Origin of the sequence: Pseudacidovorax sp. NFM-22 (assembly GCF_021401245.1) — a bacterium.
Classification (GTDB): Bacteria; Pseudomonadota; Gammaproteobacteria; order Burkholderiales; family Burkholderiaceae_C; genus Xenophilus.
In genome coordinates, this window is sequence record NZ_JACBFY010000004.1 from 127,250 (window position 1) to 148,961 (window position 21,712).

Here is a 21,712-nt window from a genome sequence, read left to right on the forward strand (position 1 = left end):
GATGGCGTCGCGCATTTCATTGCCACGCGCGGATGTGAGTGCCGCATTGCGTGCGGCCGCGCGGCAGTTCCGCGGTCTCGATCCCAACGATCCGTCCCGCTGGCCGGCCGTGCCGCGCTACGCCCTGTGCGCCGTCATCGCGGCGGCGGTGGTGGTGGTGCTGTGGTTCGTCTGGCTGGGGGGCGTGGACGAGGAGTACCAGGCCGACCTCGGCCGCGAGCAGTCGCTGCGCGAGGACTACCGGACCAAGGTGGCGCGGGCCGTCAACCTCGAGCAGCTGAAGAAGCAGCGCGAGCAGGTGCAGCAGTACGTGCTCGTGCTCGAGAAGCAACTGCCCAGCAAGGCCGAGATGGATGCCTTGCTGTCCGACATCAACCAGGCCGGCCTGGGCCGCAGCCTGCAGTTCGAGCTCTTCCGCCCGGGCCAGGTCGAGGTGCGCGACTACTACGCCGAGCTGCCGATCGCCGTGCGCGTCACGGGGCGCTACCACGACATGGGTGCCTTCGCTGCCGACATTGCCAACCTGTCGCGCATCGTGACGCTCAACAACCTGTCCATCGTGCCCCAGAAGGACGGCGGCGGCTTGACCATGGACGCCACCGCCCGCACCTACCGCTACCTGGATGCCGACGAGCAGGCCGCGCAGCGCAAGGCGTCCGCCGCCCAGGCCAAGAAATGATGAAGAAGACCGGCCTCCTGCTGCTGGCCTGTTCGGCAGCCATCCTGCTCACCGGCTGCCTGGGATCCGATCAGGACGACCTGGTGGAGTGGATGCGCCAGGAACGCGCCAACGCCAAGCCGCGCATCGAGCAGATTTCCGAGCCGAAGAAGTTCGTGCCCCAGGCCTACACCGAAACCGGCGCCGTCGAGCCCTTCGACAACCAGCGGCTGCTGCAGGCCCTGCGACGGGACAGCACGAGCCCTGCCGTGCGCTCGGACCTGATCGCGCCCGAACTCAACCGGCCCAAGGAGCCCCTGGAGGCCTATCCGCTGGATTCGATGGCCATGGTGGGCAGCCTCAAGCGCGGAGGCCAGCAGGTGGCGCTGGTGATGGTGGACAAGCTGCTCTACCAGGTGCGGGTGGGCAACCACCTTGGACAGAACTACGGGCGCGTGATGCGCATCGACGAGACGGAGCTGGCCTTGCGCGAGATCGTGCAGGACGCCGCGGGTGAATGGATCGAGCGCACGGCGACGCTGCAGCTGCAAGAGAGGTCGAAATGAAGTCATTGGTCAGCACTCCCGCACTGGGTTGGCTGCGGCGCGCGGGCATGGCGATGCTCTGCCTGGGAAGCATGGCGCTGGCGCAGGCGCAGAACGCGATCCAGGCCGTGACGGGCTCGGTGCAGTCGGGCTCGGAGGTCGTGCGCATCGACTTCGCCCGGCCGCTGGCCGCGCCGCCCACCGGTTTCACCGTCCAGAACCCGGCGCGCATCGCGCTGGACTTTCCGGCCACCACCAATGCCCTGGGCCGGTCTTCCGTCGACGTGAACCAGGGCAACCTGCGGTCGGTGAACGTGGTGCAGGCGGCCGATCGCACGCGGCTGGTGCTCAACCTGAAGCAGGCCACGGCCTATCGCACGGACATCCAGGGGAGTTCGCTGCTCGTGGTGCTCAGCCCCGCGCCCGGCCAGGCGCTGGCCGCGCCGGCCCAGCAGTCCTTTTCCGAGAACTTCAACCGCGACAGCCAGCCGCTGCGCGACATCGACTTCCGCCTGGGCCCGGACAACACGGGTCGCGTGATCGTCGAACTCGCCAACAACCAGGTCGGCGTGGACGTGCGCCAGCAAGGCCGCGCGCTGGTGGCCGAATTCACCAAGTCGACCCTGCCCGAAGGCCTGCGCCGACGGCTGGACGTGACGGACTTCAACACGCCGGTGCAGTTCGTCAACGCCCAGCAGGTGGGCGATCGCGTGCGCCTGACCATCGACGCGCGTGGCGACTACGAGCACAGCGCCTACCAGAGCGACAACCAGTTCGTGGTCGAGGTGCGCGCCCGCAAGGTCGACCCGACCAAGCTGACCCAGGGCGTGGGCTACACCGGCGAGAAGCTGTCGCTGAACTTCCAGAACATCGAGATCCGCTCGCTGCTGCAGGTGATCGCGGACTTCACCAACTTCAACATCGTCACCTCCGACTCGGTGACCGGCTCGCTGACGCTGCGCCTGAAGGATGTGCCCTGGGACCAGGCGCTGGACATCATCATGCAGGCCAAGAACCTGGGCATGCGCAAGAACGGCTCGGTGCTGTGGATCGCGCCCAAGGACGAGATCAACGCCAAGGAGAAGATGGAATACGAGGCCAAGGCGGCCATCGAGAACCTGGAGCCGCTGCGCACCCAGTCCTTCCAGCTCAACTACACCAAGGCGGTCGTCATCGCCCAGGGCCTGACCGGCACTGGCACGGCCGCCGGCGGCGGTGGCGGCACGGGGACTGCCACGCGCATCCTGAGCGCCCGCGGCAGCGTGATCGCCGAATCGCGCACCAACCAGCTGTTCGTCTCGGACGTGCCGTCCAAGCTGGCCCAGGTGGCCGAGCTGATCCAGAAGCTGGACGTGCCCGTGCGCCAGGTGATGATCGAGGCGCGCATCGTCGAGGCCACCGACACCTTCGGCAAGTCGCTGGGTGCGCGCCTGGGTGGCAGCGCCATCAACAGCCGCAGCTCCTTCGGCACCTATCCCTCGCTGTCCGGCGGCAGCTCGAGCTCCACGAGCACGACCACGGGCGGGGTCACCACCACCACATCCAACTACACCAGCCCCACGCTGAGCTTCGGCTCGGCATCGCTCAGCAATTTCGTCAACCTGCCGGCCGGCGATGCCGGCGGCACGGGCAACGCGGCGGGTGCGTTCACGCTGGCGCTGTTCAACTCCAGCTTCTCCCGCATGCTGAACCTGGAGATCTCGGCGCTGGAGGCCGATGGCAAGGGCCGCGTGATCTCCAGCCCGCGCGTCATCACCGCCGACCAGACCAAGGCGCTGATCGAGCAGGGCGAAGAGATTCCCTACCAACAGGCCACCTCCAGCGGCGCGACCTCGATCTCCTTCCGCAAGGCGGTGCTGAAGCTCGAGGTGACGCCGCAGATCACGCCCGAGGGCAACATCATCCTGACGCTGGACGTGAACAAGGACTCCCGCGGCGTGAACACCTCGGCCGGCCCCGCCATCAACACCAAGCATGTGCAGACCGAAGTGCTGGTCGAGAACGGCGGCACGGTGGTGATCGGCGGCATCTTCGAGCTGACCGAGACCAACGACGAGTCGCGCATCCCGGTGCTGGGCGAGGTGCCGGTGGTCGGTGCCCTGTTCCGCAAGCGTGATCGCGTGTCGAACAAGACCGAGATGCTGGTGTTCATCACGCCGAAGATGATCACCGACCGCAACGCCGCGCGCTGAGGGCTTGGCACGCCGCGCATTCGTGCCGAGCGGCGCGACGGCCGCTGAGGGGCCACAAGAATTCTGTAGAGGGGAATCGTTAATGGGAATGAAGAGTCTTCGGTCCGCGCTCTGGGCGGGTCTGGCCGCAATCGCGATGGCGACAAGTGGTTGCGGCGGTGGAGGCGGCGGCGGTGGGGGTGGCGGATTTGCGCTGCCGGCCGCCTGGGGAGGAGGTTCCTCCCCGAGTACGCCCGCGCCCGTGTCGGGCGGCGGTACGACCACGCCCACTCCCACGCCCGCGACCGCGACGGCCACGCTCGACGTCCTGGGTGGTTCTGGCGCCTCCACCACCTCCATTTCGGCCCTGGAGATCGGGCAGGGCGTCGCGGTCATCAAGGACGCCAAGGGGCAGCCGGCCAGCGGGGTGATCGTGAAGTTCGCGGAGACCGGGGGCAGCCTGTTGACCATCTCTCCAGCCGCGGCGACGGCACTCACCGATGGTTCCGGCCGTGCTGTGGTCGAGGTTCGGGCTGCGTCCACGACGTCCCTGGGTGCCACCACGCTGACGGCCACTGCCACCGTCGGCGGCGCTACCGTGACCGGTCAGAAGTCCATCGCTGTCTCAAGCGCACCGACCACGTCGACGACCGACCCGCAGGCCATGGCGGCAGCGCTGAACTTCCTGGATGCGAACCCGGCGGACAAGTCGATCGTGATCAAGGGTGCCGGTGGCAACGGCCGCTCCGAATCCGCCACGCTGCGTTTCCGGGTAGTGGACAAGAACAACTCGCCGCTCCAGGGCGTCGTGGTCAATTTCTCGGTCAATCCCGAAGTGACGCTGAACATCGTCAGTGCCACCAGTGATTCCGATGGCGTGGTGCTCACGACGGTTTCCTCCGGCACCACGGCGACGGTGGCCATCGTGGTGGCGACCGTCAATGGCCGCTCCATTTCCACCCAGTCCGACCAGCTTACCGTCACGACGGGCACCGCCACGCAGGCCGGCTTCGATCTGGCGGCCACGAAGTACAACCTCGATTCCCGCTTCTCTGGCGACAAGAGCACGATCACGGTGCGGATCGTGGATGCCAACGGCAATCCGGTGTCCGATGGCGTGCCGGTGGTTTTCACTTCCGACTTTCTCGCGGTCGGCAGCTCCTCGCGCGGCGGGTGCGTGACGAGCGGCGGTGCCTGCAGCGTGGATCTGGTCGTGCAGGATCCGCGGCCGGCCGACGGTCAATATGTCACCGTGACCGCTTCGACGCGGGTGGGATCGAGCACGTCGATCAGCAAGTCGGTGCAATTCACGGCCGACGACGTTGCAAGGATTGCGCTTTATGACGGTCCTTCCAGCGGCGCGGCGCAGATCGGTGCGCTCAGCCTCGGCAGCGGCAAGTGCGGGGTTGCGCAGGTGGTCTCGCTGTTTGCCGGCACGCCGTCGGCCTTTCCGGCACCCTCGGGCAGTTCGGTGACGGTGCGGTCTTCGAGCACTGATCTGGCGGTAGCCCTGAACTCGCCGGCGACGATCGATGATCTGGTGGCCATCCCGCGGCAACGCAGCCGCGTCGATCTGCAATTCACGCCCAGTGCGAGTGCTTGTGCCGCGGGCACGGCCTTCGTCGATGTGACTTTCACCTCGCCTAACGGCGTCAAGCAAGTCAGCACGTTGACGATCACCACCGTGCCTTGAGGCTGGTGCGTCTTGTTAGACTGCTGACCCTTTTTTGTCGCGCGGACGGCCTCTTCCAAGGCCGTCCGTTTTGTCTCAAGCGTGTCCATTTCTTCCATCGCCCTGGTCGGCATGCCCGGCGCCGGCAAGTCGGCGGTGGGCAAGGAACTCGGCCGCCGCCTGCAGCGTGCCTTTGCCGACAGCGACGTGGTCATCGAGCAGCGCATCGGCTGCTCGATCCGCGAGTACTTCGAACGCGAGGGCGAGGCCGCCTTCCGTCAGCTCGAAGAGCAGGTGCTCGCCGAGCTGGGCGCGCAGGGCGCCGGCGTCGTGGCCACGGGGGGCGGCATCGTCATCCGGCCGGCCAACCGCGCCTGCCTGCAACAGTCCTTCCGAGTCGTCTACCTGCATGCGGCGCCCGAGGACCTGTACCGCCGCCTGCGCCACGACACCAAGCGCCCGCTGCTGCAGGTGGCCGATCCGCTGGCCCGCCTGCGCGAGCTTTACGCGGCGCGCGACGGGCTCTACCGCGAGGTGGCCCATGTCGTCGTCGAGACCGGCCGTGCCTCGGTCGGTGCCGTGGTGACGGACGTCCAGCGGCAGCTGCAAGCAGCCTCCCAAGGCTGAAGGACAGAGGCCGCCCTCTAAACTCGGGTCATGGCCGCTACCCCCTCCCTTGCGCCGGCCGTCGAGCAAGTCCGCATCGACCTTGGCGAGCGCAGCTACCCCATCCTGATCGGCGCCGGCCTGCTGGCCGAGCCCGCCACCTATGCCGCGCTGCCGGCGGCATCGACCGCCGTGATCGTGACCAACACCACCGTCGCGCCGCTCTATGCGCAGCAACTGCGCGACACGCTGGCCGGCCGCTTCGCCACGGTGCGCGTGGTCGAGCTGCCCGATGGCGAGTCGCACAAGAACTGGGAGACGCTGCAGACCATCTTCGACGCACTGCTGGCCGCCCATTGCGACCGCCGCACGGTGCTGTTCGCGCTGGGCGGCGGCGTGGTGGGCGACATGACCGGCTTCGCCGCCGCCTGCTACATGCGCGGCGTGCCCTTCGTGCAGGTGCCGACCACGCTGCTGGCGCAGGTCGATTCGTCGGTGGGCGGCAAGACGGCCATCAACCATCCGCTGGGCAAGAACATGATCGGCGCCTTCTACCAGCCGCAACTGGTGGTCTGCGACCTGGAAACGCTGCGCACATTGCCGCCGCGCGAGGTATCGGCGGGGCTGGCCGAGATCATCAAGTACGGGCCCATCTACGACATGGCCTTCTTCGACTGGATCGAGGCGAACATCGACACACTGGTGGCGCGCGAACCTGCCGCCCTGGCCCATGCGGTGCGCCGCAGCTGCGAGATCAAGGCGGCCGTGGTGGGCCAGGACGAGCGCGAGTCGGGCCTGCGCGCCATCCTCAACTTCGGCCACACCTTCGGCCATGCCATCGAATCCGGCCTGGGCTATGGCGAATGGTTGCATGGCGAGGCGGTGGGCTGCGGCATGGTGATGGCGGCCCACCTGTCGCAGAAGCTCGGCGGCGTGGACAAGGCCTTCGTCGAGCGGCTGACCGCGCTGGTGCGCCGCGCCGGCCTGCCGGTCGTGGCGCCGGCGCTGGGCGCGCAGCGCTACCTCGACCTGATGCGCGTGGACAAGAAGGCCGAGGCCGGCGAGATCCGCTTCGTGGTCATCGACCGGCCCGGCAGCGCCGTGATGCGCCCGGCGCCCGATGCCCTGGTGCGCGAGGTGCTGGCCGAATGCGTGGCGGCCTGAGCGTGCGCGCCGGCAGGGCATGGCGATGAGCGCGCCGGCTTGGGCCAGCGACCCCGCCCGCAGCCGCGGACGCCGCTTCGCCGAGCCGCCCGCGCCCACGCGCGACGACTTCCAGCGCGACCGCGACCGCATCGTCCATTCGACGGCCTTCCGCCGACTGGTCTACAAGACGCAGGTCTTCCTCAACCACGAGGGCGACCTGTTCCGCACCCGGCTCACGCATTCGCTGGAGGTGGCGCAGCTCGGCCGCTCGGTGGCGCGATCCCTGGGGCTCAACGAGGATCTGGTCGAGGCCATCGCCCTGGCGCACGACCTGGGCCACACGCCGTTCGGCCACGCGGGGCAGGATGCGCTCAACGGCTGCATGGCCGAGCACGGTGGCTTCGAGCACAACCTGCAGAGCCTGCGCGTGGTCGACGCGCTGGAGCACCGCTACCCCGGCTTCGACGGCCTGAACCTCTGCTTCGAGACGCGCGAGGGCATCCTCAAGCACTGCTCGCGCGCCAATGCCGAGCGGCTGGAGGCGCAGGAGCCGGGCGGCATCGCACGGCGTTTCCTCGATGGCACGCAGCCCGGCCTCGAGGCGCAGCTCACCAACCTGGCCGACGAGATCGCCTACAACGCCCACGACATCGACGATGGCGTGCGCTCGGGGCTGTTGCGGCTGGAGGCGCTGCAGGAGGTGCCGCTGTTCGAGCGCCACCGCCGCCAGACGCTGGCCGAGCACCCGGCGCTGGACGACCGCCGCCTGCTCTACGAGGCCATCCGCCGCATGCTGAGCGAGCAGGTCTACGACCTGATCGACACCACGCGCGCCGCGCTCGCGCAGGCCGACCCGCGGGATGCGGAGGCGGTGCGCCGGCTGCCGCCGCTGGTGCGCTTCAGCGAGGACATGCGCGGCCAGTCGGTGGCACTCAAGCGCTTTCTCTTTGCCAACCTGTACCGCCATCCGCAGGTCACCCGCACGACGGGGCGGGCGCAGGACGTGGTGCGCGACCTGTTCGCGGCCTATGTGCAGGGCGACCTGAGCCTGCCCGAGCGGCACGCGCGGCGCCCCGACCGCCGCCGTGCCGTGGCCGACTACATCGCCGGCATGACCGATCGCTTCGCCGTGCGCGAACACGAGCGGCTGACGGGCCGGCCGTGGACGGACGAATGAGCACGGCCACGCCCGTGTCCCGCCACGCCGCCTTCTTCGTGGTTTTTGGTGGTGTGAGCGCCGCCATCCATCTGGGCAAGCTGCCGCCTGCGTTGCCGGCGCTGCACGACGAGCTGGGGCTGTCGCTGGTTCAGGCCGGCTTCCTGCTGTCGGTGCTGCAGTTCGCGGGCATGGGATTCGGCCTGCTGGCGGGCGTGCTGGCCGACGGCCTGGGCGCGCGGCGCTGCATGCTCATCGGACTCGGGCTGCTCACCGGCGCGTCGGCGGCGGCGGGTGCCTGGGGACAGATGGGCATCGGCTTCGGGGCCATGCTCGCGCTGCGCGTGGTGGAAGGGGCGGGCTTTCTGCTGGCGGTGATGCCCGGCCCGGCGCTGGTGCGGCGGCTGGCGGTGACCGGCACCGAGAAGGCGGCGCTGGGCTGGTGGGGCGCCTACATGCCCCTGGGGGTGTCGCTCGCGTTGCTGGCGGGGCCCGTGTTCCTGCACGTCGCGGGCTGGACGGGCTGGTGGCAGGGTGCCGCGCTGGTGTCCGCCATGGCCATGCTGGGGCTGATCCATGCCGTGCCGGCCGATGGGGGGCGCGCCGCATCCGCTGGCGCGGGCTGGTCGTCGCGCCTGGGTCTGACGCTGCGCGAGCCGGACGCCTGGCTGGTGGCGGGCGCCTTCTGCGTCTATGCGGCGCAGTGGATGGCCGTGATCGGTTTCCTGCCGACCATCTACGCGTCGGCCGGTATGCCGGCCGCCTGGACGGCGCTGCTCACCGCGGTGGCGGCCGCCGTCAACATCGTCGGCAACGTGAGCGGCGGCCGCCTGCTGCAGCGCGGGCACGCGCCGCAACGCCTGCTGATGCGCGGTTTTCTGGCGATGGCGCTGATGGCTGCCCTGGCCTTCGCCCAGATCGGCAGCGGCGATCAGGTCTGGGCGCTGCCCATGCCCGTCCGCTACCTTGCTGTCTGCGTGTTCTCGCTGGCGGGCGGCATGGTCCCCGCCACGCTCTTCCTGCTGGCGGGGCGCGTGGTGCCGCAGGCGGCCTCCACCACGGTGGGGCTGATGCAGCAGGCCTCGTCGTTCGGCCAGTTCCTGGCGCCGCCCGTGGTGGGCTGGCTGGCCCAGCGCGTCGGAGGCTGGCACTGGACCTGGGTGTTCGCACTCGGCTGTTCGCTGGCCGGCATGCAGATGGCCCGCTGGCTGGGGCGTCGCACGCAGGCCGGCGATTGAGAAGGACGGGACAATCGGCGGACGCTGGGCCCGCCGCGGCTCCTGCACACCCAAGGAATTCTTCATGACCATCGATGCCACCCAGGCCATCGCCGACACGCGCCGCTGGGTCGACCGGGCGGTCATCGGCCTGCAGCTGTGCCCCTTTGCCAAGGCCGTGCAGGCCAAGGGCCAGGTGCACTACGCCGTCCATGCCGGCGACGACCTGGACCAGCTGGCCGAGCGCCTGCTGGCCGAGGCACAGGCGCTGCGCGAGACACCGGCCGACACCCGCGACACCACCTTGCTGATCGTTCCCCACGCCTTGCACGACTTCTACGACTTCCACGATTTCACCGGCCGCTGCGAGCGCCTGATGCGCCGCGCCGGGCACGAGGGCGAGCTTCAGCTGGCCAGCTTCCATCCGCGCTTCCAGTTCGCCGGCGAGGACGAGGACGCGCTGGGCAACTTCAGCAACCGTTCGCCCCATCCCACGCTGCACCTGCTGCGCGAGGCGAGCATCGACCGCGCGGTCGAGGCCTTTCCGGATGCGGCGGACATCTTCGAGCGCAACATCGACACGCTCGACACCCTGGGGGCGGCGGGCTGGGCGGCCCTGGACGTGGGCGCCGGGGCAGGGGGGCGGCCATGAAACGCCAGGCAGACAAGGGGCCGCGCGCGGGCGCACCGGCCGTGGCAGACGCAGCGCTGGCCGAGGAGCTGCGGCCCGGCCAGTCGGTCGAGTTGCTCAAGGAACTGCACATCCTGACCCGCGAGGGCCGGCTCAACCAGGATTCGCGGCGCAAGCTCAAGCAGGTCTACCACCTCTACCAGTTCATCGAGAAGCTGCTGCTGGAGCTGCCGGAGGAGGGCGCCGCCGCGACCGTGGCGGATCACGGCGCCGGCAAGTCCTACCTGGGCTTCATCCTGCACGACCTGTTCTTCAAGGCCCGAGGCGGCGGGCACATCTACGGCATCGAGACCCGGGCCGAGCTGGTCGAGCGCTCGCGGGCGCTGGCCGACCGGCTGGGCTTTGCGCGCATGCATTTCCTGGCCCTGTCGGTGGCCGAGTCGGCCACTGCCACCGAGCTGCCGGCGCAGATCGACATGGTCACCGCGCTGCATGCCTGCGACACCGCCACCGACGACGCCATCGCCTTCGGCCTGGCCAAGCAGGCGCGCTTCATGGTGCTGGTGCCCTGCTGCCAGGCCGAGGTGGCGGCCAGCCTGCGGCACAACAAGGCGCTGTCGCTGGCGCGCACGCCGCTGGCCGAGCTGTGGCGGCATCCGCTGCACACGCGCGAGATCGGCAGCCAGCTCACCAATGTGCTGCGCTGCCTGTACCTGGAAGCCTGTGGCTACCAGGTGACGGTGACCGAACTGGTCGGCTGGGAGCACAGCATGAAGAACGAGCTCATCCTGGCCCGCCGCACCGGTCATCGCAAGACCAGCGCGGCGCAGCGGCTGCGTGCGCTGCTGGCCGAGTTCGGGCTGGACGAGCTGGCCGGGCGCCGCTTTCCGGCACTGCCGCCCGCGGCGTCGGCGACCGAGGCCGTGCACGAGGCCTGAACATGGCCAGGCAGCCCCGGCTGGCGCTGGCCGGTCATCCGCACCACCTGATCCAGCGCGGCAACAACGACCAGGCGGTGGTGGTCGACACCACCGACCGGCAGATGCTGCTGGATACGCTGGGCGAGCAGGCCCAGCGCGCGGGCGTGGCCCTGCATGCCTACGTGATCCTGGAGGACCATTTCCACGTCCTGGCGACGCCGCCGACGGCCGAGGCGCTGTCGCTGTGGATGCAGGCTGTGGGGCGGCGCTATGTGCGCCACTTCAACGACCGCCATGGACGGCGCGGCACGCTGTGGGAAGGCCGCTACCGTGGCACGGTGCTGCAGGCCGAGCGCTACTTCCTGCCTTGCATGGCCTACATCGACCTGCATCCGGTGCGGGCGGGCTTGGTGGAGCAGGCGCGCGACTACGCGTGGTCCAGTCATGGCCATTACGTGGGGCTGCGCACGGATCGCTTCCTCACGCCCCATGCGCTGTACTGGGCCCTGGGCAACACGCCCTTCGCGCGCGAGGCCGCGTACGCCGAAATGGTGCATGTGGGGCCGACGCGCGCTGAACAGCTCATGCTGACCGAAGCCACCCGCAAAGGATGGGCCGCGGGCGAGGCAGCCTTCGTCGAGCAACTGCAGGCCGATACGCCGCGCCGACTGGCGGTCGGGCGTGCGGGGCGTAAGCCGAAAGATCCCAGCCTCAGCGGGGGCTGATGCCTCGCAAGCAGCGCGTAAGACCGCTTGTTCCCGTCGATTTTTGATCTGTCCCCAATTCTGGAGCAGTAAGAAATGGCCGACGTCGAAATGGAGTCTGACCCCAATTAAAACGTTTGGCATTCTTCGTGCAAGTCCCTATGCTCCCCGCATTCCCCACGATATCTCCGAGGAGCGTGCCATGACCCTGGCAGCAGAAATCGAACACCTCCAGCAAAAAGGCCTGTACGTCACCGCCAACGAGCACGACGCCTGCGGCGTGGGCTTCGTGGCCCACATCAAGGGCGAGAAGCGCCACGACATCGTCACCCAGGCGCTGAAGATCCTCGAGAACATCGACCACCGCGGCGCCGTCGGCGCCGACAAGCTGATGGGCGACGGCGCGGGCATCCTGATCCAGATCCCCGACGCGCTCTACCGCGAAGAGATGGCCAAGCAAGGCGTCACCTTGCCACCGGCCGGCGAATACGGCGTCGGCATGATCTTCCTGCCCAAGGAACACGCCTCGCGCCTGGCCTGCGAACAGGAGATGGAGCGCGCCATCAAGGCCGAAGGCCAGGTGCTGCTGGGCTGGCGCGACGTGCCGGTCAACCGCGAGATGCCCATGTCGCCCACCGTGCGCGACAAGGAGCCGGTGATGCGCCAGGTCTTCATCGGCCGTGGCGCCGACGTGATCGTGCAGGACGCGCTGGAGCGCAAGCTCTACGTCATCCGCAAGACGGCCAGCGCCAACATCCAGGCCCTGGGCCTGAAGCACAGCAAGGAATATTACGTTCCGAGCATGAGCAGCCGCACCGTGGTCTACAAGGGCCTGCTGCTGGCCGACCAGGTGGGCACTTATTACCTGGACCTGCAGGACGCGCGCTGCGTCTCGGCCATCGGCCTGGTGCACCAGCGCTTCTCCACCAACACCTTCCCCGAGTGGCCGCTGGCCCACCCCTACCGCTACGTCGCCCACAACGGCGAGATCAACACGGTCAAGGGCAACTACAACTGGATGCGCGCCCGCGAAGGCGTGATGAGCTCGCCCGTGCTGGGCGCCGACCTGGCCAAGCTGTACCCCATCAGCTTCGCCGGCCAGTCCGACACCGCCACCTTCGACAACTGCCTCGAGCTGCTGACGATGGCCGGCTACCCGATCAGCCAGGCCGTGATGATGATGATCCCGGAGCCCTGGGAGCAGCATGCCACCATGGATCCGCGCCGCCGCGCCTTCTATGAGTACCACGCCGCCATGCTGGAGCCGTGGGACGGCCCGGCCGCCGTGGTGTTCACCGACGGCAAGCAGATCGGCGCCACGCTGGACCGCAACGGCCTGCGCCCCGCGCGCTACTGCGTGACCGACGACGACATGGTCATCATGGGTTCCGAGGCCGGCGTGCTGCCGATCCCAGAGGCCAAGATCATCCGCAAGTGGCGCCTGCAGCCCGGCAAGATGTTCCTGATCGACCTCGACCAGGGCCGCATGATCGACGACGAGGAGGTCAAGGCCACCCTCGCGCACAGCAAGCCCTACAAGCAGTGGATCGAGAACCTGCGCATCAAGCTCGACGACGTCGAGGGCGCGGGCGAGGCCCCGGCCAGCGCCGTCTCGCTGCTGGACCGCCAGCAGGCCTTCGGCTACACGCAGGAAGACATCAAGTTCCTGATGAGCCCGATGGCCGTGGCCGGCGAGGAAGGCATCGGCTCCATGGGCAACGACAGTCCGCTGGCCGTGCTCTCCAGCAAGAACAAGCCGCTGTACAACTACTTCAAGCAGCTGTTCGCCCAGGTGACCAACCCGCCGATCGACCCGATCCGCGAGGCCATCGTCATGTCGCTGGTCAGCTTCGTGGGCCCCAAGCCCAACCTGCTGGACATCAACCAGGTCAACCCGCCCATGCGCCTCGAAGTGAGCCAGCCCGTGCTCGACTTCAATGACATGGCCAAGCTGCGCGACATCGGCACCTTCACGCAGGGCAAGTTCAAGAGCTACACGCTGGACATCACCTATCCGCTCGCCTGGGGCGAGGAGGGCGTGGAAGCCAAGCTGGCCTCGCTGTGCGCCGAGGCGGTGGACGCCATCAAGGGCGGCCACAACATCCTGATCGTGAGCGACCGCGCAGTGGCCGCCGAGCAGCTGCCGATCCCGGCGGTGCTGGCCCTGTCGGCCATCCACCAGCACCTGATCCGCGAAGGCGTGCGCACCAGCGCCGGCCTGGTGGTGGAGACCGGCTCGGCCCGCGAAGTGCACCACTTTGCCGTGCTGGCCGGCTACGGCGCCGAGGCCGTGCACCCGTACCTGGCCATGGAGACCCTGGCTGCGATGCACCAGGACCTGCCGGTCGACCTGTCGGCCGAGAAGGCCATCTACAACTACGTCAAGGCGATCGGCAAGGGCCTGTCCAAGATCATGTCCAAGATGGGCGTGAGCACGTACATGAGCTACTGCGGCGCCCAGCTGTTCGAGGCCATCGGCCTGAACACCGAGACGGTGGCCAAGTACTTCACCGGCACCGCCAGCCGCGTGGAGGGCATCGGCGTGTTCGAGATCGCGCAGGAAGCCATCCGCATGCACAAGGCCGCCTTCGGCGACGATCCCGTGCTGGAGTCGATGCTGGACGCCGGCGGCGAGTACGCCTGGCGCACCCGCGGCGAAGACCACATGTGGACGCCCGACGCCATCGCCAAGCTGCAGCATTCCACCCGCGCGAACAACTTCAACACCTACAAGGAATACGCGCAGATCATCAACGACCAGAGCCGCCGTCACCTCACGCTGCGCGGTCTGTTCGAGTTCAAGTTCGACACCGCCAAGGCCATCCCCGTCGACGAGGTGGAGTCCGCGGCCGAGATCGTCAAGCGCTTCGCCACCGGCGCCATGTCGCTGGGCTCGATCAGCACCGAGGCCCACTCGACGCTGGCGATCGCCATGAACCGCATCGGCGGCAAGAGCAACACCGGTGAAGGCGGCGAAGATCCTGCGCGCTACCGCAACGAGCTCAAGGGCATCCCGATCAAGCAGGGCGCCACGCTCAAGAGCGAGATCGGCGCGCAGAACGTCGAGGTCGACCTGCCCCTGAAGGAAGGCGATTCGCTGCGCTCGCGCATCAAGCAGGTGGCCTCGGGCCGCTTCGGTGTGACGGCCGAGTACCTGTCCTCGTCCGACCAGATCCAGATCAAGATGGCCCAGGGCGCCAAGCCCGGCGAAGGCGGCCAGCTGCCCGGCGGCAAGGTCACCGAGTACATCGGCAAGCAGCGCTATTCAGTGCCCGGCGTGGGCCTGATCAGCCCGCCGCCGCATCACGACATCTACTCCATCGAGGACCTGGCCCAGCTGATCCACGACCTGAAGAACGTGGCGCCGCATGCCTCCATCAGCGTCAAGCTGGTGTCGGAGGTGGGCGTGGGCACCATCGCGGCCGGCGTGGCCAAGTGCAAGAGCGACCACGTCGTGATCGCCGGCCATGACGGCGGCACGGGCGCCTCGCCCTGGTCGTCCATCAAGCATGCCGGCAGCCCGTGGGAAATCGGCCTGGCCGAGACCCAGCAGACGCTGGTGCTCAACCGTCTGCGCGGCCGCATCCGCGTGCAGGCCGACGGCCAGATGAAGACCGGCCGCGACGTCGTCATCGGCGCGCTGCTGGGCGCCGACGAATTCGGCTTCGCCACTGCGCCGCTGGTGGTCGAGGGCTGCATCATGATGCGCAAGTGCCACCTGAACACCTGCCCTGTGGGCGTGGCCACGCAGGACCCGGTGCTGCGCCAGAAGTTCGCCGGCAAGCCCGAGCACGTCGTCAACTACTTCTTCTTCGTCGCCGAGGAAGTGCGCCAGATCATGGCCCAGCTGGGCGTGCGCAAGTTCGACGAGCTGATCGGCCGCGCCGACCTGCTCGACATGCGCAAGGGCATCGCCCACTGGAAGGCCCGCGGCCTGGACTTCAGCCGCCTGTTCGCCCAGCCGCAGGTGCCGGCCGAGGTGCCGCGCCTGCATGTCGACAGCCAGGACCACGGCCTCGAGAAGAGCCTGGACAACAAGCTGATCGAGAAGTCGCGCCCGGCCATCGATCGCGGCGAGAAGGTGCAGTTCATCGAGACGGTGCGCAACGTCAACCGCTCGGTGGGCGCCATGCTCTCCGGCGCGCTGACCAAGGTGCATCCGGAAGGCCTGCCCGACGACTCGATCCGCATCCAGCTGGAAGGCACGGGCGGCCAGTCCTTCGGCGCCTTCCTGGCGCGCGGCATCACGCTGTACCTGATTGGCGAGGCCAACGACTACACCGGCAAGGGCCTGTCGGGCGGCCGCGTGGTGGTGCGCCCCAGCCTGGACTTCCGCGGCGAGGCGGCGCGCAACATCATCGTGGGCAACACCGCGCTGTACGGCGCCACCACCGGGGAGGCCTTCCTGGCCGGCGTGGCGGGCGAGCGCTTCGCGGTGCGCCTGTCCGGCGCCACGGCGGTGGTCGAAGGCACGGGTGACCACGGCTGCGAATACATGACCGGCGGCACGGTGGTCGTGCTGGGCAAGACGGGCCGCAACTTCGCGGCCGGCATGAGCGGCGGTGTCGCCTTCGTCTACGACGAGGACGGCCAGTTCGCCTCGCGCTGCAACATGGCCATGGTCACGCTCGAGAAGGTGCTGACCACCGGCGAGCAGACCGCCGGCGTCGACCGCAAGTTCTGGCACAACGCCCAGACCGACGAGGCCCAGCTGCGCAAGCTGCTCGAAGAGCACCACCGCTGGACCGGCAGCAAGCGCGCCCGCGACCTGCTGGACGACTGGGCCCTGTCGCGCACGAAGTTCGTGAAGGTCTTCCCGAACGAATACAAGCGCGCCCTGGGCGAGCTGCACGACCGCAAGATGATGCTGGCCAGCACCGGCAACGATGCCAAGGCCGGCCTGGAGCCGCATGCCGTCTCCGCCGCCGCAGCCGGCTGAGCCGCCGCGCCACGAACCAGAACGAGGAACACACGATGGGAAAAGTCACCGGCTTCATGGAATTCGAGCGGCTCGAGGAGGGCTACCGCCCGGTCGATGAGCGTCTGAAGCACTACAAGGAATTCGTCGTCGCGCTCGACGACGAGCAGGCCAAGGTGCAGGGCGCGCGCTGCATGGACTGCGGCACGCCCTTCTGCAACAACGGCTGCCCGGTCAACAACATCATTCCGGACTTCAACGACCTGGTGTACCGCCAGGACTGGAAGAACGCCTTCGCGGTGCTGGACTCGACCAACAACTTCCCCGAGTTCACCGGCCGCATCTGCCCCGCGCCCTGCGAGGCGGCCTGCGTGCTGAACGTGAACGACGACGCGGTCGGCATCAAGTCCATCGAGCACGCGATCATCGACCGCGCCTGGGCCGAAGGCTGGGTCAAGCCCCGCCCGGCCAAGCACAAGACCGGCAAGAAGGTCGCCGTCGTCGGCGCCGGCCCGGCCGGCCTGGCGGCCGCCCAGCAGCTGGCCCGCGCCGGCCACGACGTCACGCTGTTCGAGAAGAACGACCGCGTCGGCGGCCTGCTGCGCTACGGCATCCCCGACTTCAAGATGGAGAAGTCGCACATCGACCGCCGGGTCGAGCAGATGAAGGCCGAAGGCGTGGTCTTCCGCACCGGCGTGGTCGTTGGCGCCGCCAAGGACACGCTGGGCAAGGGCTCCAAGGTCACCAACCTGGCCAAGGAGACCGTCACGCCCGAGCAGCTGCAAGCCGAGTTCGACGCCGTGCTGCTGACCGGCGGCGCCGAGCAGTCGCGCGACCTGCCCGCCCCGGGCCGCGACCTGGACGGCATCCATTTCGCGATGGAGTTCCTGCCGCAGCAGAACCGCGTGAACGCCGGCGACAAGGTCAAGGGCCAGCTGCGCGCCGACGGCAAGCACGTCATCGTGATCGGCGGCGGCGACACCGGCTCCGACTGCGTGGGCACCAGCAACCGCCATGGCGCGGCCAGCGTGACCCAGTTCGAACTGATGCCCATGCCGCCCGAGCAGGAGAACAAGCCGCTGGTCTGGCCCTACTGGCCGTACAAGCTGCGTACCTCTTCCAGCCATGAGGAAGGCTGCGAGCGCGAGTTCGCCATCTCGACCAAGGAGTTCATCGGCGAGAAGGGCAAGGTCACCGGCCTGAAGACGGCGCAGGTGGAGTTCAAGGACGGCAAGTTCGTCGAAGTGCCCGGCACCGAGAAGATCCACAAGGCCGACCTGGTGCTGCTGGCCATGGGCTTCGTGAGCCCGGTCTCGCCGGTGCTCGAAGCCTTCGGCGTCGAGAAGGATGCGCGCGGCAACGCCAAGGCCACGGTCGACTTCACGGGCGGTTACGCCACCAATGTGCCCAAGGTGTTCGCGGCAGGCGACATGCGCCGCGGCCAGTCGCTGGTGGTGTGGGCGATCCGCGAAGGCCGCCAGGCGGCACGGGCCGTCGACGAATTCCTGATGGGTTTCAGCGACCTGCCCCGTTGAACCAAAGGGCAGCCGTAAGGTCGAAAACCGGCCTACGTGCTTTCCCTTATCATCGGCCGCCGCCAAGCCGGGATGCCGCACAGGCGCCCCGGCTTTGTGTTTTCTTGAGACTGTCCGTCCTTCCCACCCTCCCTCCCGGCCTTGTCCCCCGTCGATTCCGCTCCTTTCGTCGAGTTTCGTGACGTGCGCTTCGGCTACGGCGAGCGCGCCATCCTCGATGGCGTGTCCTTCTCCGTGCCCCGCGGGCGCGTGACGGCGCTGATGGGCGCATCGGGCGGCGGCAAGACGACGGTGCTGCGGCTGATCGGCGGGCAGGTGCGTGCCAACGCCGGCGAGGTGCGCTTCGACGGCCAGGACGTGGGTCGCATGGCACCCCCTGCGCTCTATGCCGCCCGGCGCCGCATGGGCATGCTGTTCCAGTTCGGCGCGCTGTTCACCGACATGACGGTGTTCGATAACGTGGCCTTTCCGCTGCGCGAGCACACCCAGCTGCCCGAGCCGCTGGTGCGCGACATCGTGCTCATGAAGCTGGACGCCGTGGGCCTGCGCGGGGCCCGGGGGCTGATGCCCAGCGAGGTCTCCGGTGGCATGGCGCGCCGCGTGGCGCTGGCCCGGGCCATCGCGCTCGACCCCGAACTGGTCATGTACGACGAGCCCTTCGCCGGGCTCGATCCGATTTCGCTGGGCACGTCCGCCCGACTGATCCGCCGGCTGAACGACACGCTCGGGCTGACCAGCGTGATCGTCTCCCACGACCTCGACGAAACCTTCCGCATCGCCGATCACGTGGTGATCCTGGCCAACGGCAAGGTTGCGGCGCAGGGCACGCCGGACGAGGTGCGGGCCAGCACCGATCCGCTGGTGCACCAGTTCGTCAATGCCGAAGCGGAGGGGCCGGTGCGCTTCCACTATCCCGGTCCGACGGTCGACGAGGATTTCGGCCACATGCAGGGAGGCCGGCCATGAGGTGGTGGCATCCCTCCGACGTGGGTTTTGCCGCACGGCGCAAGCTGGCGGATCTGGGCCATGGCGCCCGGCTGTTCGTGCGTCTGGTGGCCGACCTGGGGCCGTGCGTGCGCCGTTTCGGCCTCGTGCGTGACCAGATCCACTTCCTGGGCAACTACTCGCTGGCGATCATCGCGGTCTCGGGGCTGTTCGTGGGTTTCGTGCTGGGGCTGCAGGGCTACTACACCCTGCAGCGCTACGGTGCCTCGGAGGCGCTGGGCCTGCTGGTCACGCTCTCGCTGGTGCGCGAGCTGGGCCCGGTGGTCGCGGCGCTGCTCTTCGCGGGCCGGGCCGGCACCTCGCTCACCGCAGAAGTCGGCCTGATGAAGGCGGGCGAGCAGCTCAGTGCCATGGAGATGATGGCGGTCGATCCGGTCCGCCGGGTGCTGGCGCCACGCTTCTGGGCGGGCGTGATCACCCTGCCGCTGCTGTCCGCCGTGTTCAGCGCCGTGGGCGTGCTCGGAGGCTGGGTGGTGGGCGTGCTGATGCTGGGCGTGGATTCCGGCGCCTTCTGGGGGCAGATGCAAAGCGGGGTGGATGTCCTGCAGGATGTCGGCAACGGCATCGTCAAGAGCGTGGTGTTCGGCTTCACCGTCAGCTTCGTCGCGCTGCTCCAGGGCTTCGAGGCCCAGCCGACGCCCGAGGGTGTCTCCCGCGCCACCACGCGCACGGTGGTGGTGGCTTCGCTGGCGGTGCTGGGGCTGGACTTCCTCCTCACCGCCATGATGTTCAGCCTCTGAGGTAAACCAATGCAACGTTCCCGCAGCGATCTCTGGGTTGGCCTGTTCGTGCTCATCGGCGCGGCGGCGCTGCTCTTCCTGGCCCTGCAATCGGCCAACCTGCTCAGCCTGAATTTCCAGAAGACCTACAAGGTCACGGCCCGCTTCGACAACATCGGCGGGCTCAAGCCCCAGACGGCGGTCAAGAGCGCCGGCGTGGTGGTGGGGCGCGTGGAATCCATCGGCTTCGACGACAAGACCTTCCAGGCCAGCGTGACGCTGGCGCTGCAGGACCGCTACCGCTTCCCCAAGGACAGCTCATTGAAGATCCTCACCAGCGGTCTGCTGGGCGAGCAGTACATCGGCATCGAGGCCGGCGCCGACGACAAGAACCTGCAGGCCGGCGACACCATCTCGTCGACCCAGTCCGCGGTCGTGCTCGAAAACCTGATCAGCCAGTTTCTCTACAGCAAGGCGGCCGACGGAAGCTCCTCCGGCGATGCCAACAACAAGACCGGAGAGGGTGCGAAGAAATGACGACGAGAAGAACCCCCGTTGCGGCCCCGTGGCGCGGCGTGCGCGCCGTGGCCCTGGGCATGGCGCTCGCAGGCTGCGGCCTGGCGTGGGCCCAGGCGCCGCAGCCGGCTGCTGCGCCGGCCACTGAGGACGCGACCGCGGCGCCTGCCGACCTGCGCAATCCCGCGGATCCCTTCGAGCCCTTCAACCGCCGCATGTTCCGCTTCAACAAGGCCTTGGACGACGCGGTGCTCAAGCCGGTGGCCACCACCTACCGTGACGTGCTGCCGTCGATGGTGCGAAGCGGTGTCACGAACTTCTTCAACAACCTGGGCGACATCTGGAATTTCGCCAACAACGTCCTGCAATTGAAGGCGCAGAACAGTGCCGAGACCTTCATGCGCCTGAACGTGAACACGGTGTTCGGGTTGGGCGGCATCCTGGATGTGGCCTCCGACCTCGGCATCGAGCGGCACAGCGCGGACTTCGGCCAGACGCTGGGCTACTGGGGCGTGCCGTCCGGGCCGTACCTGATGTTGCCGCTCCTGGGCCCTTCGACCGTACGCGACACCGCCGCGCTGCCCATCGACTGGCAGGGCGACCCGGTGCCCTCCATCGACGACAAGACGGTGCGCTGGAGTCTGACTGGCCTGTGGCTGGTGGACCGGCGCGCGCGGTTGCTGCGGACCACCAGTCTCCTGGAGGACGCGGCACTCGACCCGTACAGCTTCTCCCGCGACGCCTACCTCCAGCGGCGCCGCGCAGAAGTGAACGACGGACGCACGCGTCAAGACGACGACCAGTGATCAAGCGGGGCCCTTGCAGTTGGTTGCAAGTGCCGCCGACTCGACGGAAACCCGCGCCGGACGGAGCCGCTCGAAAGGGCAGGCAGCGTCGCCACACACAACGATAGAAGGGATACCCACCATGAACTTCGCCATCCAACGACGCACCATCGGCCGCTGGGCCGGAATGGGCGCGATCCTCGTGGCGCTGGGCAGCGCCTCGCTGTCGGCAATGGCCGCCGATGAAGCCCCCGATGCGCTGGTCAAGCGGCTGTCCAGCGAAGTGCTGGACACCATCAAGGCCGACAAGTCGATCAAGGCCGGGGACATCCCGAAGATCATGGCGCTCGTGGACGCCAAGATCATGCCCAACGTGAATTTCCAGCGCATGACCTCCTCGGCCGTGGGCCCCGCTTGGCGTCAGGCCACGCCGGAGCAGCGCACCCAGCTGCAGCAGGAATTCAAGACGCTGCTGGTGCGCACCTACGCCGGCGCCCTGGACCAGGTCAGCGACCAGACCGTGACCATCAAGCCCTTCCGTGGCTCGCCTGACGACAAGGAAGTGCTGGTGCGCACAGAGGTCCGCGGCGGCTCCGGTGACCCGGTGCAGATCGATTACCGGCTCGAAAAGACCCCGGGCGACGGCTATGGCTGGAAGGTCTTCAACTTCAACGTGATGGGCGTTTGGCTGGTCGATACCTATCGCACCCAGTTCGCCCAGGAGATCAACGCCAAGGGCATCGACGGCCTGATCGCGACGCTCGCGGCCCGCAACAAGGCCAACGCCCGCAGCTGACCGAGGTGACCG

General features: G+C 68.3%; 18 protein-coding genes. All 18 read left to right on the top strand.

The features are described from left to right. Nucleotide 1: 1 nt before the first annotated feature. Nucleotides 2-679: a type 4a pilus biogenesis protein PilO gene (locus tag L0984_RS15435; protein ID WP_234194516.1), complete on the top strand. Its 678-nt coding sequence runs from the start codon at nt 2-4 to the stop codon at nt 677-679. Beyond that, nucleotides 679-1,224, top strand: a complete 546-nt coding sequence (locus L0984_RS15440) for a pilus assembly protein PilP (protein WP_234195026.1) — start codon at nt 679-681, stop codon at nt 1,222-1,224. Before L0984_RS15435 ends, L0984_RS15440 begins: the two co-directional genes overlap by 1 nt. After that, nucleotides 1,221-3,395, top strand: coding sequence for a type IV pilus secretin PilQ (pilQ, locus tag L0984_RS15445; protein WP_234194517.1), 2,175 nt, complete (start codon nt 1,221-1,223; stop codon nt 3,393-3,395). Before L0984_RS15440 ends, pilQ begins: the two co-directional genes overlap by 4 nt. A gap of 241 nt (nt 3,396-3,636) precedes the next feature. Continuing rightward, nucleotides 3,637-5,067: an Ig-like domain-containing protein gene (locus L0984_RS15450; protein WP_234194518.1), complete on the top strand. Its 1,431-nt coding sequence runs from the start codon at nt 3,637-3,639 to the stop codon at nt 5,065-5,067. An 81-nt stretch (nt 5,068-5,148) separates the two neighbouring features. Next, on the top strand, nt 5,149-5,673 hold the full coding sequence (locus L0984_RS15455) for a shikimate kinase (RefSeq protein WP_370646009.1): 525 nt from the start codon (nt 5,149-5,151) through the stop codon (nt 5,671-5,673). 30 nt (nt 5,674-5,703) lie between these two features. Further along, nucleotides 5,704-6,816: a 3-dehydroquinate synthase gene (gene aroB / locus L0984_RS15460; RefSeq protein ID WP_234194519.1), complete on the top strand. Its 1,113-nt coding sequence runs from the start codon at nt 5,704-5,706 to the stop codon at nt 6,814-6,816. Between the two features lie 25 nt (nt 6,817-6,841). After that, nucleotides 6,842-7,975 (top strand): deoxyguanosinetriphosphate triphosphohydrolase, encoded by a 1,134-nt coding sequence (locus L0984_RS15465; RefSeq protein WP_234194520.1) that lies wholly within the window; start codon nt 6,842-6,844, stop codon nt 7,973-7,975. After that, nucleotides 7,972-9,192 carry an MFS transporter gene (locus L0984_RS15470; RefSeq protein ID WP_234194521.1) on the top strand — a complete coding sequence of 407 codons (1,221 nt, stop codon included), beginning with the start codon at nt 7,972-7,974 and terminating at the stop codon, nt 9,190-9,192. Before L0984_RS15465 ends, L0984_RS15470 begins: the two co-directional genes overlap by 4 nt. A 64-nt stretch (nt 9,193-9,256) precedes the next feature. Then, nucleotides 9,257-9,823: a DUF1415 domain-containing protein gene (locus tag L0984_RS15475; protein WP_234194522.1), complete on the top strand. Its 567-nt coding sequence runs from the start codon at nt 9,257-9,259 to the stop codon at nt 9,821-9,823. Continuing rightward, nucleotides 9,820-10,740 (top strand): class I SAM-dependent methyltransferase, encoded by a 921-nt coding sequence (locus L0984_RS15480; protein WP_234194523.1) that lies wholly within the window; start codon nt 9,820-9,822, stop codon nt 10,738-10,740. Before L0984_RS15475 ends, L0984_RS15480 begins: the two co-directional genes overlap by 4 nt. 2 nt (nt 10,741-10,742) lie before the next feature. Further along, on the top strand, nt 10,743-11,447 hold the full coding sequence (locus tag L0984_RS15485; RefSeq protein ID WP_234194524.1) for a transposase: 705 nt from the start codon (nt 10,743-10,745) through the stop codon (nt 11,445-11,447). Between the two features lie 181 nt (nt 11,448-11,628). After that, nucleotides 11,629-16,365, top strand: coding sequence for a glutamate synthase-related protein (locus L0984_RS15490; RefSeq protein WP_234194525.1), 4,737 nt, complete (start codon nt 11,629-11,631; stop codon nt 16,363-16,365). 35 nt (nt 16,366-16,400) lie between these two features. Further along, on the top strand, nt 16,401-17,879 hold the full coding sequence (locus tag L0984_RS15495; RefSeq protein WP_234194526.1) for a glutamate synthase subunit beta: 1,479 nt from the start codon (nt 16,401-16,403) through the stop codon (nt 17,877-17,879). Between the two features lie 141 nt (nt 17,880-18,020). After that, complete coding sequence (locus L0984_RS15500; RefSeq protein WP_234194527.1) at nt 18,021-18,845, top strand: ABC transporter ATP-binding protein; 825 nt, start codon at nt 18,021-18,023, stop codon at nt 18,843-18,845. Next, nucleotides 18,842-19,624 carry a lipid asymmetry maintenance ABC transporter permease subunit MlaE gene (gene mlaE / locus L0984_RS15505; RefSeq protein WP_234194528.1) on the top strand — a complete coding sequence of 261 codons (783 nt, stop codon included), beginning with the start codon at nt 18,842-18,844 and terminating at the stop codon, nt 19,622-19,624. Before L0984_RS15500 ends, mlaE begins: the two co-directional genes overlap by 4 nt. A 9-nt stretch (nt 19,625-19,633) precedes the next feature. Continuing rightward, a complete protein-coding gene (gene mlaD, locus L0984_RS15510) occupies nt 19,634-20,140 on the top strand; it encodes an outer membrane lipid asymmetry maintenance protein MlaD (RefSeq protein ID WP_234194529.1) in 507 nt (168 codons plus the stop codon). Further along, nucleotides 20,137-20,925, top strand: coding sequence for an MlaA family lipoprotein (locus L0984_RS15515; RefSeq protein ID WP_234194530.1), 789 nt, complete (start codon nt 20,137-20,139; stop codon nt 20,923-20,925). Before mlaD ends, L0984_RS15515 begins: the two co-directional genes overlap by 4 nt. Before the next feature lie 121 nt (nt 20,926-21,046). Next, entirely contained in the window at nt 21,047-21,700 is a 654-nt protein-coding gene (locus L0984_RS15520) for an MlaC/ttg2D family ABC transporter substrate-binding protein (RefSeq protein WP_234194531.1), read from the top strand. The last annotated feature ends 12 nt before the right edge of the window (nt 21,701-21,712 follow it).